At 73.2% G+C, this 14,209-nt stretch carries 15 protein-coding genes; 7 read left to right on the top strand and 8 right to left on the bottom strand.

Features of this window, described 5'->3' with window-relative positions; genetic code table 11:
- The first annotated feature begins 112 nt into the window (after window positions 1–112).
- Entirely contained in the window at window positions 113–1,453 is a 1,341-nt protein-coding gene (locus ABZ806_RS18730; RefSeq protein WP_500218568.1) for an acetyl-CoA carboxylase biotin carboxylase subunit, read from the top strand.
- 21 nt (window positions 1,454–1,474) lie between these two features.
- A complete protein-coding gene (gene bsaP / locus ABZ806_RS18725) occupies window positions 1,475–1,660 on the top strand; it encodes a biotin synthase auxiliary protein BsaP (protein WP_500218567.1) in 186 nt (61 codons plus the stop codon).
- Here bsaP and ABZ806_RS18720 read toward each other — a convergent pair.
- Window positions 1,642–2,136 carry a GNAT family N-acetyltransferase gene (locus ABZ806_RS18720; protein ID WP_500218566.1) on the bottom strand — a complete coding sequence of 165 codons (495 nt, stop codon included), beginning with the start codon at window positions 2,134–2,136 and terminating at the stop codon, window positions 1,642–1,644. The two genes, bsaP and ABZ806_RS18720, sit on opposite strands and share 19 nt — an antisense overlap.
- 192 nt (window positions 2,137–2,328) lie before the next feature.
- Here ABZ806_RS18720 and ABZ806_RS18715 point away from each other — a divergent pair, with 192 nt between their 5' ends.
- Window positions 2,329–3,993: a carotenoid oxygenase family protein gene (locus ABZ806_RS18715; protein ID WP_500218565.1), complete on the top strand. Its 1,665-nt coding sequence runs from the start codon at window positions 2,329–2,331 to the stop codon at window positions 3,991–3,993.
- On the opposite strand, the gene ABZ806_RS18710 is transcribed toward ABZ806_RS18715, so the two are convergent.
- Window positions 3,990–4,745: a hypothetical protein gene (locus ABZ806_RS18710; RefSeq protein WP_500218564.1), complete on the bottom strand. Its 756-nt coding sequence runs from the start codon at window positions 4,743–4,745 to the stop codon at window positions 3,990–3,992. The genes ABZ806_RS18715 and ABZ806_RS18710 overlap by 4 nt on opposite strands.
- A 145-nt stretch (window positions 4,746–4,890) precedes the next feature.
- Here ABZ806_RS18710 and bioD point away from each other — a divergent pair, with 145 nt between their 5' ends.
- Entirely contained in the window at window positions 4,891–5,622 is a 732-nt protein-coding gene (bioD, locus tag ABZ806_RS18705; protein ID WP_500218563.1) for a dethiobiotin synthase, read from the top strand.
- Window positions 5,619–6,614 carry a biotin synthase BioB gene (gene bioB / locus ABZ806_RS18700; protein WP_500218562.1) on the top strand — a complete coding sequence of 332 codons (996 nt, stop codon included), beginning with the start codon at window positions 5,619–5,621 and terminating at the stop codon, window positions 6,612–6,614. Before bioD ends, bioB begins: the two co-directional genes overlap by 4 nt.
- Window positions 6,615–6,647: 33 nt before the next feature.
- Here bioB and ABZ806_RS18695 read toward each other — a convergent pair whose 3' ends face one another.
- The 3 genes from ABZ806_RS18695 to ABZ806_RS18685 form a co-directional block, all read right to left on the bottom strand.
- Entirely contained in the window at window positions 6,648–7,262 is a 615-nt protein-coding gene (locus ABZ806_RS18695; RefSeq protein ID WP_500218561.1) for a Uma2 family endonuclease, read from the bottom strand.
- A gap of 132 nt (window positions 7,263–7,394) precedes the next feature.
- Window positions 7,395–8,123, bottom strand: a complete 729-nt coding sequence (locus ABZ806_RS18690) for a GntR family transcriptional regulator (RefSeq protein WP_500218571.1) — start codon at window positions 8,121–8,123, stop codon at window positions 7,395–7,397.
- Window positions 8,124–8,235: 112 nt separating this feature from the next.
- Window positions 8,236–9,399 carry an 8-amino-7-oxononanoate synthase gene (locus ABZ806_RS18685; RefSeq protein ID WP_500218560.1) on the bottom strand — a complete coding sequence of 388 codons (1,164 nt, stop codon included), beginning with the start codon at window positions 9,397–9,399 and terminating at the stop codon, window positions 8,236–8,238.
- A gap of 76 nt (window positions 9,400–9,475) precedes the next feature.
- Here ABZ806_RS18685 and ABZ806_RS18680 point away from each other — a divergent pair, with 76 nt between their 5' ends.
- Window positions 9,476–11,140, top strand: a complete 1,665-nt coding sequence (locus ABZ806_RS18680; protein ID WP_500218559.1) for a GAF domain-containing sensor histidine kinase — start codon at window positions 9,476–9,478, stop codon at window positions 11,138–11,140.
- Window positions 11,141–11,254: 114 nt separating this feature from the next.
- Here ABZ806_RS18680 and ABZ806_RS18675 read toward each other — a convergent pair whose 3' ends face one another.
- Both ABZ806_RS18675 and ABZ806_RS18670 read right to left on the bottom strand, forming a co-directional pair.
- Window positions 11,255–11,515, bottom strand: a complete 261-nt coding sequence (locus ABZ806_RS18675; protein ID WP_500218558.1) for a WhiB family transcriptional regulator — start codon at window positions 11,513–11,515, stop codon at window positions 11,255–11,257.
- 329 nt (window positions 11,516–11,844) lie between these two features.
- Entirely contained in the window at window positions 11,845–12,786 is a 942-nt protein-coding gene (locus tag ABZ806_RS18670; RefSeq protein ID WP_500218557.1) for a diacylglycerol/lipid kinase family protein, read from the bottom strand.
- A 69-nt stretch (window positions 12,787–12,855) separates the two neighbouring features.
- Between ABZ806_RS18670 and ABZ806_RS18665 the strand changes: the two genes are divergently transcribed.
- A complete protein-coding gene (locus tag ABZ806_RS18665; protein WP_500218556.1) occupies window positions 12,856–13,368 on the top strand; it encodes a hypothetical protein in 513 nt (170 codons plus the stop codon).
- Between the two features lie 79 nt (window positions 13,369–13,447).
- On the opposite strand, the gene ABZ806_RS18660 is transcribed toward ABZ806_RS18665, so the two are convergent.
- Entirely contained in the window at window positions 13,448–14,206 is a 759-nt protein-coding gene (locus tag ABZ806_RS18660) for an RNA polymerase sigma factor SigF (RefSeq protein WP_024935411.1), read from the bottom strand.
- Window positions 14,207–14,209 lie beyond the last annotated feature (3 nt).

Below are 14,209 nucleotides of genomic sequence, written 5' to 3'. Positions count from 1 at the left end.
GTTGTTGTTATGAGCCGCTCCATAACAACAACACGCCGCAGGTCAACGATTCGGACTAGGGTCGGGGCGGGCGGGGCGCCGGGTCTCGTCCGCCGGTGAGGGAGATGCCGCCGTGTTCGAGTCCGTGCTCGTGGCGAATCGCGGGGAGATCGCGGGCCGGATCCTGCGCACCGCCCGCGCGATGGGCCTCAAGGCCATCGCCGTGTACTCCGAGGCCGACGCCGACCTGCCGTTCGTCGCCGAGGCCGACGAGGCCGTCCTCATCGGCCCCGCCGACCCGGGCCGCAGCTACCTCAACGTGCCCGCGATCCTGGAGGCCGCGCACCGCACCAACGCCGGCGCGATCCACCCGGGCGACGGCGTCCTCGCCGAGAACGCCTCGCTCGCCCGGCAGGTCGCCGAGCGCGACCGGGTCTGGGTCGGCCCGCCGCCGCTCGCCATCGCCCGGATGAGCGACAAGATCAACTCCCGGAACCTGATGAAGGAGGCGGGCGTCCCGGTCGGGCACGGCGTGTGGGAGCCCGTCCCGGACGCCGGCACGGCCGCCGAGGAGGCCGAGCGCATCGGCTACCCCGTCATGGTCAAGCCCGCCGCGGGCGACGGCGGCGTCGGCCTGGCCGTCGCCCGCGACGAGCCGTCGCTCCGCACCGCCTACGAGACGGCCCGCGCCGCCGCCGACCGCGTCTTCGGGCACGGCGAGGTGCTGCTGGAGCGGTACGTGCCGGGCGCCCTGCACATCGAGGTGCAGATCCTCGGCCTCCCGGACGGCACGGTCGTCGCGTTCGGCGAGCGCGACTGCTCCGTCCAGCGCCGCTACCAGAAGATCGTCGAGGAGACCCCGTCACCGGGCCTCGCCCCCGGCCTCCGCGACCGGATCCTCGCCGCCGCCGTCCGCGCGGGCGAGACGGTCGGCTACCGCGGCATCGGCAGCGTCGAGTTCCTCGTCGACCCCGCCGCGCGGGACTTCGCGTTCCTGGAGATGTGCACCCGGCTGCCGTCCGGGCACGTCGCCACCGAGATGACCACCGGCATCGACCTCGTCGAGCAGCAGTTCCGCGTGGCCGCCGGCGAGCCCGTCTCGTTCACCGGCCCGGCGCCGCGCGGCCACGCCATCGCGTTCCGCGTCCACGCCGAGGACCCGCGGGATTTCCTGCCCGGATCCGGCGAGATCAAGGTGTGGGAGGAGCCCGTCGGCGACGGCATCCGCATCGACGCCGGATACGCCGAGGGCAACACCGTCACGCCCGTCTACCATCCGCTGCTCGCCAAGCTCTGCGTCCACGGCGACGACCGCGCGCACGCACTCGCCCGGGCCCGCGCCGCCGTCGACGCGTTCCGCATCGAGGGCCCGCCGACGAACCTGCCCTTCCTCCGCGAACTCCTGGACCGCCCCGAGTTCGCGAGCGGCGCCTACGACACCGGGCTCGTGGGCCGCATGCGCCCCGGCCGGTGACGGCCGTCATACAGTAGGGCCGTGTACTGCGACCGCTGCGGCGAGCCCGCCGCCGAGGGCGACCACGCCACGTGCGCCGCCGCCCGCGAGATGGAACCGCCCCGCTACTGCGCGCGCTGCCGCCGCCGGATGGTCGTCCAGGTGACCCCGCTCGGCTGGACGGCCCGCTGCGCCGAGCACGGCGCGCTTCAGAACGACAGCGCGTAGGTCAGCAGGTCCACACCCGGGGCCGGCGCCCAGTCCCGCTCCGGCGTCCGCACGAAGCCGAGCCGCTCGTACATCCGCTGCGCGGTGCCCATGTTGTGCTGCGTGGAGAGCCGCAGCCCGCGCAGCCCGGCCGCCCGCGCCCGCTCGACGCACGCCGTCACCATGGCGCGCCCCGCGCCCTTCCCGCGTGCCTTCTCCCGGACGGCGAGCATCCGGAACTCCGCCTCGTCGGGCCCGGCGAGCTCCGCGTACGGGCTTTCGGGCGGGCAGTAGGCGACGGCCCCGGCGACCTCGCCCCCGACCTCCGCGACGAGCAGCTCGGCCTTGGCGGCCCGGTCACCGGCGTCCCGCAACGTCTGCACGTACGACGACTCCGGCGACACCAGCCCGCCGTGCACGTAGACCTCCACGGTCAGCTCGCCGACGAGTTCGTACTCCTCGGGCCGCGCCACCCGCACGACCACCTGTTCAGCCACCGCCGGTCCGTCCTCCACGCGCATCGAGTGCTTCTCCAGTCGCCCGCCACGGCCGGGCGGCCGTGCCGAACCAGGGTATTGGCACACATCCCGCCCGAACACGGGCGCCTGGGATGAACAGGGCGGGCTCTTGACGGTGCCGCGCACCGGCCTGTTGATTGGCGGGGAGTCAATAACCCCCTGGGAGGGCTGATGCCGGTTCCCCGCTCCATCCTCGGCACGCAGGACATCTCCGACATGGACCTGGAGGTCGTCGCCGGGGCCTGGCCGGACGACGTGCGCGGCCACTACATCGTCAGCACCTCCGACCAGCGGACCCGTCCCCGGCACGCGTTCTTCGGGGACGGGATCATCGCGCGGATGCCGCTCCGGCCCGGCCCGGACGGGTGCTTCCCCTGGCGGGCCCGCGTCATCGGCACCCCGTCCGTCCGGCTGCGCGGCCGGCGGCCCGACCTGTTCACCGCCGGGCCGGTCGGCACCGACTCGCCGTGGGGGTTCGTCAACGCCGCCAACACCGCACCGCTCCCGTGGGGCGACCGGCTCTTCGCGACCTGGGACGCCGGGCGCCCCGTCGAGGTCGATCCGGTGACGCTGGAGTTCGTCGCCGAGGTCGGGCACCGCGACGACTGGAAGCCCGCCATGGACCACGCCGTCCTGCCGCTGATCGCCACCACCGCGCACCCGGTCGTCGACCCCGAGCGCGGCTGCCTGTGGAGCGTCAGCCGCGACGTGCTGAGCGGCGCCGTCTCCGTGATCCGCTACGACGGCACCGGCACCCGCGTCCACCGCTGGGCCGTCGAGGGCGCGGCGCTGCCGCAGGCCACCCACACCATCACCCAGACCCGCGAGTGGCTCGTGCTGGCCGACACCGCCTTCAAGATCGAGGTCGAGGAGATCTTCGGCGGGGACCGCACCGCCCCCAACAACCCGGGCGGGCCCGTCCTGCTGATCCGCAAGGACGACCTGCTCCCCGGGAGCGGCACCGTCACCTGCACCGAGTTCCACCTCGCCCCCGAGGTCAACCACTTCTACGCCCGCTACGACGACTCCGACGGCGTCCAGGTCGTCATGGAGCACGGCGAGGGCGTCGACATCGGGATGTACCTGCGCGAGGACGACGTCGACGTCCACGGCCGCCCGGTCGACCCGGCCCTGCGCGGCATGTACTGCCACGGCATGGCGCCCGCGCTCACGACCGTCCTGCGGTTCGACCCGGAGACCGGCCGGATCACCGAGCGCGCCCGCGCCCGCGACCCGGAGCGCTGGTGGCAGGCCGAACTGTCCGCGATCGACTGGAGCATTGAAGGGCAGACCGCCCCCACCCGGCACCACCTCGTCTACCTGGGCTTCCATCCGGAGGCGGTCAACCGCCGCGCCATGCGCAACTACGCGGGCCGCATCGACCCGTCCCTGTTCCCGGCGGAAGAGACTCCGGCCGTCCTGGTGAGCCACGACCGCGAAGACCTCAAAGCCCTGTCCGAGTGGACGTTCGCGCTGGACGACTACCCGACGTCGCCGTCCTTCGTCCCGCGCGGGCACGGCGGCAGCAGTTACGCGGGCGCGGAACCCGGCGGCCACGACGGCTACCTGGTCGTGGCGGTCCACAACGACGACCGCTTCCGCGTCGAACTCTTCGACGCCGCGGACGTCGGACGCGGCCCCGTCGCCGTCCTGGCCCCGCCGAACGGCACCACGGTCCCGTTCCTGATCCATTCGGCCTGGATGCCGGAGGCCGCCCCGGCACCCGACGTCGAACGGCTCCGCTTCGCCGACGACCTCGACGAGCGCCTCGACCAGCTGGACCCGGACCTCGCCGCGACGGCCCGCGAGGTCGCCGCGGAACTGGACGCCCGCTAACCCAGGTCCTGGCAGGACGATTCGCCGGGCAGCAGGGGCCGGAGGCGGACGGAGTAGGTCTTCCCGTCACTGCGCCAGGCGGTACCCGGCTTCGTGTCGGGCACCTTCCCCGGCGGCGCCAGGGTGCAGACGGCCCCGGCCACCCGCACCCCGTCGCCGAGCGGTCCCAGCGGCCACTTCTCGGCCGCGCCGCTGCCCGCCGTCTCGCCCGCCAGGACCGCCGTCTTCTCCGGCGCGTACGGCTTCGGCTCCGCGGACTGGTCGGACGCGGGCCACCCCGCGGGGTCCAGTTCCTTCAGGAAGCGGGCCTCCGGGCCGGTCTGCGACTCCGGCTGGATGATCCGGGTCGTCGCGTCGCCCAGGGCGACCACCGCGATGATCGCGTCGGCGATCTGGCGGGAGCCGACCGTGTGCGAGCGGTCGAGGCCCGCCGCGCGCGCCTCGTCCAGGAGCCGCCGCAGCGCCTCCGGTTTCAGGCGGTACTCGGTCAGCTCCCCCTTCGACGCGGTCACCGCGCGTCCCGTGGAATACAGGGAGAACTCGGGGACGGAGCCGGGGCGGCCGAGGCCGGCGATGCCTCCGGTCTCGCGCCGGCGCAGGACGAGGTGCTCGCCGGCGGGGGTGTCCTTGGCGGGGGACGAGGTCGTGGACGTGGCGGGTGCGGGGGGCGCCGAAGGCCCGGTCTCTACCGGGCCGTCGCCGCAGGCGGCGGCCGCGCAGGCGGCCAGCGCCGCGCAGGCGAGAGCCGGCACCCAGCGGGAACGTGTGTACGGACCGGCCATGGAGCTTGGACGCCGCGGACCCGCCGCCGGGTTCCGCCCGTTACAAAAACGGCCGCCGAAGACTGTGGGATCCGGCGGGCGTCCGCGCCGCCGGCCCGCGCTAGTGTGCCGCCTTGTGAGCGTCCTCGTGATCACCGGGACCTGTACCGGCGTGGGCAAGACGGTCGTCACCGCGGCGCTGGCCACGGTCGCCGCCGCCCGCGGCGCGTCGGTCGCCGTCGTCAAGCCCGGCCAGACCGGGGTGCGCGACGGCGAGCCCGGCGACCTCGACGAGGTGCGCCGCCTCGCCGGGACCGGCGGCCTGCACGAGTTCGCCCGCTTCCCCGACCCGCTGTCCCCGGCCGCCGCCGCCCGCCGCGCCGGGCTCCCGCCCGTCCGGTTGCCGGAGGCCGCCGAACGCGTCCGGGACCTGGCCGGCGGCCACGACCTCGTGCTCGTCGAGGGCGCGGGCGGCCTGCTCGTCCGCTACGACGACGAGGGCTCCACGATCGCCGACCTGGCGCGGTGGCTCGGCGCCGCCGCCGTCGTGGTGACCCGCCCCGACCTCGGCACGCTCAACCACACGGCGCTCACCCTGGAGGCGATGGCGCACCGCGGCGTGCAGCTCGCCGGGGTGGTGATCGGCGCCTGGCCGGACGACCCGGACCTCGCGATGCGCAGCAACATCCGGGACCTGGAGACCATCGCGGCCCGCCCGCTGTCGGGCGCGCTGCCCGCCGGTGCGGCCGCGCTGGACCCGGCGGAGTTCCTGCCGGCCGCGCACCGCGGCCTGGCCCCCTCCCTCGGCGGCGGCTTCGACGCCGCCGCCTTCCGCGACAGCCACGGCCCCGACAAGGAGAACACGTGACGGATATCCTCGGTACCGCCCGCCGCCAGGTCCTGGACGAGGGGAGGGGCCTGTCCGAGCGGCAGGTCCTGGACGTCCTGACCCTGCCGGACGACCGGCTGGAGGACCTGCTCGCGCTCGCCCACGAGGTCCGGATGCGCTGGTGCGGCCCCGAGGTCGAGGTCGAGGGGATCGTCTCCCTGAAGACCGGCGGCTGCCCCGAGGACTGCCACTTCTGCTCCCAGTCCGGCACGTTCGAGTCGCCGGTCCGCTCGGTGTGGCTGAACATCCCCGAACTCGTCGAGGCGGCCAGGGAGACCGCGAAGACCGGGGCCACCGAGTTCTGCATCGTCGCCGCGGTCCGCGGCCCGGACGAGCGCCTGATGTCGCAGGTCCGCGACGGCGTCAAGGCCATCAACGACGCCGTCGAGATCAACATCGCCTGCTCGCTCGGCATGCTCACCCAGGACCAGGTGGACGAGCTCGCCGCGATGGGCGTCCACCGCTACAACCACAACCTGGAGACGGCCCGCTCCCACTTCCCGAACGTGGTCACCACCCACTCGTGGGAGGAGCGCCGGGACACCCTGCGCATGGTGAAGGACGCCGGCATGGAGGTGTGCTGCGGCGGCATCGTCGGCATGGGCGAGACCATCGCGCAGCGCGCGGAGTTCGCCGCGCAACTGGCCGGTCTGGACCCCGACGAGGTCCCCCTGAACTTCCTGGCGCCCCGCCCCGGCACCCCGTTCTCCGACCTTCCGCTGGTCGAGGGCCCCGAGGCCCTGAAGACGATCGCCGCGTTCCGGCTGGCCCTGCCCCGCACCATCCTGCGCTACGCGGGCGGCCGCGAACTCACCCTCGGCGACCTCGGCACCCGCGAGGGCATGCTCGGCGGTATCAACGCCATCATCGTAGGCAACTACCTGACCACCCTCGGCCGCCCGGCCCAAAAGGACCTGGACCTGCTCACCGACCTCCACATGCCCATCAAGGCCCTCTCCCAGACCTTGTAGGGTTCACCCGCGCAGTAGCCGTGCGCGCCATGGTCACTCGTCCCAGGACTTCCACTCGGTGGTGCCGATTTCGATGTCGAAGGGGTCGGGAAGGTGGATCGTCTCGCCGAACGCCCAGGACTCGTGGTGCAGGTAGGCGCCCAGTGCGTGGTCCGGAATCGAGTAAAGGGTGGACCGCGCGACCTTTGGCGAGCGGTCCACCAGAAGGTAGTAGGGGATCTCGGCTCCGGCGTAGCCGTTCCATTTGGCGTTGCCGTACGAAGTGACCTCCACGACGAGTTCGACCTGGTCGGGGACCAGTGTCCGCACCTGGGAGCGGCGCGCGGCCAGGTACACCTCTTCGTCCAGGATCATCAGGTCGGGGACGAACCCGTCTCCCACTCCGACGAGGGACAGTCCGCTGCCCTGATCGGTCCGCCAGCCGAAGTCGGGCCGGAGCACGTGGGCGCGGACCGTCGCGTAGTTGATGTCCCCTGCGATGGCGTTGTGCGGTAGCCCTGGGGGCGGGGACACGACGACCTTTCCTCCGATGATCTCGATCCGGGATCCTTCGGGGGCGTCAACGTGGTCGTCGAGTTCGCCGCGCACCCACAGGTTGTAGGGCGTATCGGGCAGTCTCGACACTTCTTCGTTGGTCAGGGTTTTCACGTTTCGTGACTCCTCCCTCACGATCTGCTCCCGGTCATCGTAGAGAAGGGATGTACCCAGCGTAGCCAACTCGTTCGAACTTGTGCTCGACAATCCCGAAGGCCGGAGTGCGCGCGGGGAGAAGGCCCGGGGTCAGCGGCTCAGGCGGGTGATGAACTTGTAGCGGTCGCCTCGGTAGAGGGACTGGGCCCACTCGACGGGCTGGCCCGTGGCGTCGAAGGCGTGGCGGGAGAGCAGGAGCATCGGGAGGCCCACGTCCACGCCGAGGAGCTGGGCGTCGTGGGGGGTGGCGAGGACGGTCTCGATCGTCTCCTCCGCCTCGGTCAGGTGGACGTCGTAGGCGGTGGCGAGCGTCTCGTAGAGGGAGTGGTGGCGGGACAGCTCGCGGCGCAGGCCGGGGAAGCGGCGGGCCGGCAGGTGCGAGGTGTCGATCGACATGGGCTCGCCGTCGGCGAGGCGGAGCCGGTGCACGCGCAGGACGCGGCCGCCCGGCCGGATGCACAGGAGCGTCGCGAGGCTCTCGTCCGCGCTGACGTAGCCGGCCTCCAGGATGCGGGTCTCGGGGCGCAGCCCGTGGTGCCGCATGTCCTCGGTGTAGCTGACGAGCTGGAGTTCCTGCGCGACCTTCGGCTTGGCGACGAACGTCCCCTTGCCCTGGATGCGCTGGAGGCGGCCCTCGACGACGAGTTCGGCGAGCGCCTGCCGGACGGTGGTGCGGGACGTCTCGTACTTCTCGGCGAGCGTCCGCTCGGGGGGCAGCGGGCTGCCGGCCGGCAGTGACTGGATCAGCTCCACCAGCAGCTCTTTGAGCTTGTAGTACTTGGGGATGCGCGGCGCCTGGTTCGGGTGCCGCTTACCGATGCCCGCGAGCGAGGCCCGGTCGAACCCGTGCTCGAACCCGCCCCCGTGCCGGGGCCCGCCCCTGACCTCCGTCACGGCTACTCCTCACGTTCATCATCGGTTCTCCCCGATGTTATGCGTGCAGACTACGGGCGGTAGAGGACGCGACTTCGGCCAGGGCCGTCCGGAGGCGTGTGAGGTCGGCCTCGTCCAGCGTGGCGCGTGCGGTGAGGCGCAGGCAGGCGCGGCCCTTCGGGACCGACGGCGGACGGAAGCAGCCGACGCGGAGCCCGTGCTCAGCGCAGATCCCGGCGGCCCGCAGCGCGGCGCGGGGCTCGCCGAGGAAGACGGGGACGACGGCGGCGGCCGGCGCGGCGGTCTCCAGGCCGGAACCGGCCGCGAGGTTTGCGATCCGCCGGGCCCGGTCACGCGCCCGGACGGGCAGGCCAGGGTCGGATTCCAGCACGTCGAGGGCGGTGAGCGCGGCGCCCGCCGCGGGCGGGTTCAGGCCGGTGTCGAAGATGAACGAGCGCCCGGTGTCGATCAGCGTCTCGATCACCTCGGCGGCGCCGAGGACCGCGCCGCCCTGGGCCGCCAGTGACTTCGACAGCGTGAGCGTCAGGACCACGTCGGGTTCGCCCGCGAGGCCGGCGGCGTGCGCGGCGCCGCGGCCGTGCTCGCCCACGACGCCGAGCGCGTGCGCCTCGTCGACGACCAGCAGCGCGCCGTGCGTCCGGGCGGCCGTGTGCAGCGCGTTGAGGGGGGCCAGGTCGCCGTCCACGGAGAACACCGCGTCGGTGACCACGACGGCGTCGGCTTCCTCCCGGCCGGCCAGCGCCTCCTCGACGGCGGCCGCGTCGCGGTGCGGGACGATCACGACGCGGGACCGCGACAGCCGGCACGCGTCCACGATGGAGGCGTGGTTGACCTGGTCGGACACCACGAGGACGCCCGGCCCGGCGAGGGCGGTCACGGCGGCCAGGTTGGCCAGGAAACCGGAGGAGAAGACCAGTCCGGCGGCGCTGCCGGTGAACGCGGCGAGCCGCCGGTCCAGCTCGGCGTGCAGGCCCGTCGTGCCGGTGACCAGGCGCGAGCCGGTGGAGCCGGTGCCCCACGCGCGGGCGGCGGCGCACGCGCCCTCCACGAGGCGCGGGTCGCCGGACAGTCCCAGGTAGTCGTTGGACGCGAGGTCCGTCAGCCCGTCGGGACGGGGGCGCAGCGTCCGGCGCAGCCCGGCGCCGGCCCGCCGCGCCGCCGCGTCCCGGAGCCTGGCCAGGGGGTCTCGTCCTGCGGTCATGCCGGGAATCCTGCCAGGCCGCGCACGGGCCGGGTCACCAGCCCCGGTACCAATACCCATGGGCGATGATGGTCGCGTGCCTACCTTGACCGATCTGGTCCGTGATCACACCGATCTCACCGAGACCGACCTGGAATGGCTGCACGCGCTCGTGTCCGACTGGCAGCTCCTCGCCGACCTGTCGTTCGCGGACCTGCTGCTGTGGGTGCCGCTGCGGTCGGCGGACGCGCTGCCCGCCGAGGGGACGACCCGCGGCCGGCGGGGCCGGATGGACACCGGCGCCACCGTCCCCGGCTGGGTGGCGATCGCGCAGATGCGCCCCACGACCGGCCCGACCGCCTACCCCGAGGACCTCGTCGGCAAGGTCGTCCGGACGGGGCGCCGCGGCCTCATCGACGTCGCGTGGCGGGAGCGCCGGATCGTCCGGGAGGGCGACCCCGAGTGGGGCAGCGGCATCCCCGTCCGGGAGGAGTCGATCCCGGTGCGGCGCGGAGCCAAGATCCTCGGGGTGATCCAGCGCAGCACGAACCTCAGCTCGGCGCGCACCCCGTCCCGGCTGGAGCTGACCTACCTGCAGAGCGCCAGCGACCTCGCCACGATGATCGCCGAGGGCCGGTTCCCGGTGCCGGGCGAGGAGCCGAACATGGTCCGCTCGCCGCGCGTCGGCGACGGGCTGATGCGCCTGGACCGCTCCGGCAAGGTCGTCTACGCCAGCCCGAACGCGCAGTCGGCGTACCGGCGGCTCGGCTACCCCACCGACCTCGTCGGGGAGGCGCTCGGCCAGGTCACCGCGGACCTGTGCGACACCGGCGAGCCGAGGGAGGAGGCGCTGAGCGTCGTGCTGTCGGGCCGCGCGCCCCGCGAGGTCGAGGTCGAGTCGCGCGGGTCGATCATGCAGCTGCGGACGATCCCGCTGGTCGTCGGCGGGACGCGGATCGGCGCGATCGTGCTGTGCCGGGACGTCACCGAGCTGCGCTGGCGGGACCGGGAGCTGATGACCAAGGACGCCACCATCCGCGAGATCCACCACCGGGTGAAGAACAACCTGCAGACGGTCGCCGCGCTGCTGCGGCTGCAGGCCCGGCGGCTGCGGATCCCGGAGGGGCGCGCCGCGCTGGACGAGGCGGTCCGCCGCGTCGGGTCCATCGCGATCGTGCACGAGACGCTGTCGCACACCCCGGACGAGCTGATCGACTTCGACGACATCGCGGACCGCGTGATCACGATGGCGGGGGAGGTGTCGACGCCGGAGACCAAGGTCGCCCCGAAGCGGACCGGCAGCTTCGGCGTCCTGCCCGCCGAGATCGCGACGCCGCTGGCGATGGCCCTCACCGAGCTGCTGCAGAACGCCCTGGAGCACGGGCTCGCCAACCGGTTCGGGACGCTGGAGGTCGTCGCGCGCCGGCACGGCGAGGGGGACAAGCGCCCCGAGCCGAGCGGGGTGGAGGTCTGGGGGGAGTGGCCGGCACCGGGGGCGCACGAGCCCCGCGCCCCGCACGAGGAGGAGACCGGGGCGGACGTGTCCGGGCGCCGGCTGGTGACGGTGGTCGCCGACGACGGCGTCGGGCTGCCCGCCGACTTCGACGTGGAGAGCACCACGAGCCTCGGCCTGCAGATCGTCCGCACGCTGATCGTGGGGGAGCTGGCCGGCAGGCTCGACTTCCGTCCCCGTCCCGGCGGCGGCACGGAGGTGGTCGTCGACATCCCGCTGGACCACAACCACCGCCCGGGACGGGTCTGACGCCGGGGACGGATCTGAGCCGCGGCCGGTCACGTTGTCAGTACGGTCGCCCGTTACTGCACCCGGAGTGACCGGCCGCGATGAGACCTCTCAGCGGCGGATGTCAGCGGCGGATCAGCGGCGGATGCTGAGGGCACTGCGGCCGGCGCGGGCGCGGCGCTTGAGGGCGCGGCGCTCGTCCTCGCCCATGCCGCCCCAGACGCCCGACTCCTGGCCGGACTCCAGTGCCCAGCGCAGGCACGCGTCGGTCACGTCGCAGCGGCGGCAGACCTGCTTGGCCTCTTCGATCTGCAGGATCGCCGGCCCGGTGTTGCCGATCGGGAAGAACAGCTCGGGGTCCACGTCACGGCAGGCTGCGCGGTGGCGCCAGTCCATGCGGTCCACTCCTTCGTCAGGTGGTGGAGAAACTCCACTTTTGTGAACGGTTTCACATGTCGCGAACGCCCGGGAGGCTGTGACACAGGTCCAGGGGTGAATGTTCGGCGGCGCCGAGGAGCGGAGGACCGGCGGCGTCGGGGTCCCCGTCCAGCGGGCGCACTTTGAGCGTGTCAGGGCGGCGCGGGGCGACGCAAGACCTTTGAGAAAGGATTCTCAAAGTATGGGTGTCGCATGTGTCACACCCGTGGGACGAACGTGTTACTTGGCTCTCACCTGGCCGCCCATGCGCCGCAAATGACCACCCGCCGCACCTGCGGGGCGACCACTCAAATGACGATGCGTATCGCCTTCGGAACCGACCGGAAGGTCACGCTCCGCTGTTCGCCGAGGTAGTCGCCGTCGAGCTGAAAGGCCACCGGGCGGTCCGCGCGCAAGGTGACCTCGGCCGCATCGTGGACGTTCACGACCTGCCGTCCCTGCAGCGGACGCGTGCGCGAGGTCAGCATCTGGACCAGCGCGCCCACCGTCGGACCGACCCGCAGCGAACGCATCCCGAACACGTCCAGCCCGCGCCCGAAGTGCGCCTTCGGACTCGGATTCACCGGCAGCCGGCCCATGAAAGTCCACGGCGAGGTATTGGAGACGAACGCCAGGAACAGCCCCGGAATCGGGGGGCGTCCGGGCCGTTCCAAAGTGAGCGCGGGACGCCGCCGATCGGTGCCGGAGAAGAAATGCCGGACGGCGGTCCGCACATACAGCGACGGGTCGGCGCGGACGCCCGCGTCGCGCCGCCGCTCCACCTCCCGGACGACCTCCGCGTCCAGCCCGACGCCGGCGCAGAACGTGAAGTACCGCTCGCCGCCGTCCGGCAGCGACGCCGTCCCGAGCCCGACCGTCCGGTGCCGGCCCGCCCGCAGCGCCTCCAGCACCGCCGTCGTCGCGCCGATCGGGTCGTCGGGCAGCCCGAGCGCGCGGGCGAACACGTTCGCGCTCCCGCACGGCACCACCGCCAGCGCCGGGAGATCGGGGGACGGGCCGCCGGCGAGCAGTCCGTTGACCGCCTCGTTCACCGTGCCGTCCCCGCCGAGCGCGATCACGACGTCGTAGCCGTCCGCGGCCGCCTGCCTGGCCAGTTCGGTCGCGTGGCCGCGGTGGCCGGTCTCGGCGAGCACGAGGTCGATGTCGCCGGTGAAGGCCCGCATGAGGATGCCGCGGGCCCGCAGGGTCGTGGAGGTCGCCTTGGGGTTGGCGATGAGCATGGCGCGCACCTGCGCAAGCGTAAGGGACGGGCGAGGGTAGGGGACGCGCAGGTGAACGGGACGAGTAGGGTTCACGGTGTGAGCAAGCTCCCCAGCACCGTGCGGGCCGCCGCCGCCCTGGAGGGCGCGGAGGGCCTCGCCGCCGTCGGATTCGGCGTCTACACCGGGGTGGAGACGGCCATCGGCGCCGCCGTCGACCCGGCCAGCGCGATCGGGGTCACCGTCCTCGCCCTCGCCGGCGGGATCGGCATGCTCGCGTGCGCCCGCGGCCTGCTGCGCGCCGACCAGTGGAGCCACGCCCCCACCGTCCTCACCCAGCTGTTCGCGCTGCCGATCGCCTGGTCGATGTTGCAGAGCGACCAGCCCGGCATCGCGATCCCGATGGGCGTCGTCGCCGCGCTCGCGCTGATCACCGTCCTCAGCCCGCCGAGCACCGCCTGGCTGATCGAGGACCACGACGCGGACACGGGCGAGGACGCCGCCGAGGCCCCGCCGGAGCAGCCCGAGCCCGTGCGGGCGGCGCCGCCCGACCCCCGCTCGCTGGGCCGGCGCCTCATGGACCGCCTCAAGGAACAGCCCACCAAGAACTGACCGCGCAGAACCGACCACCAAGCACCGGCCGCGAACACCGAAGGGCCCCGGGAACGAACCCGGGGCCCTTCGCGCGTGCTCACTCGTCGGCGGTGAGGCCCTCGCGGAGTTGCGCCAGCGTGCGGGCCAGCAGCCGGGACACGTGCATCTGCGAGATGCCGAGCTCCGCGGCGATCTGCGACTGCGTCATGTTGCCGAAGAACCGCAGCAGCAGGATCTTCTTCTCCCGCGCGGGCAGCTTCTCCAGCAGCGGCTTGAGCGACTCGCGGTACTCCACGCCCTCCAGCGACTCGTCCACCATGCCGAGCGAGTCGGCGACCGCGGGAGCGTCCTCGTCGCCGGAGTCGGGGGCGTCCAGGGAGACGGTGGAGTAGGCGTTCGCCGACTCCAGGCCCTCCAGCACCTCCTCCTCGCTCATCTGCAGGTGCGCGGCCAGCTCGCTCACCGTCGGCGCGCGGCCCTCGCGCTGCGCGAGGTCGCTGATCGCCTTGGTCAGCGACAGCTTCAGCTCCTGCAGCCGGCGCGGGACGCGCACCGCCCAGCCCTTGTCCCGGAAGTGCCGCTTGATCTCGCCGACGATCGTGGGCGTCGCGTAGGTGGAGAACTCCACGCCGCGCTCCAGGTCGAACCGGTCGATCGACTTGATCAGGCCGATGGTGGCGACCTGGATCAGGTCGTCCAGCCACTCGCCGCGGTTGCGGAAGCGGCGGGCGAGGTACTCCACCAGCGGCAGGTGCAGCTCGACGAGCTGGTCCCGGATGCGCTGGCGCTCCGGATCGCCCTCCGGAAGCTCGGTGAGGCGCTCGAACAGCGCGCGCGCCCGCGCCCGGTCGGGCACCGC

It is taken from the genome of Spirillospora sp. NPDC047418 (genome assembly GCF_040643275.1).
Lineage (GTDB): Bacteria > Actinomycetota > Actinomycetes > Streptosporangiales > Streptosporangiaceae > Spirillospora.
The sequence above is the reverse complement of the archived record's forward strand: the minus strand, read 5'-3'. Positions and strand labels throughout refer to the sequence as shown.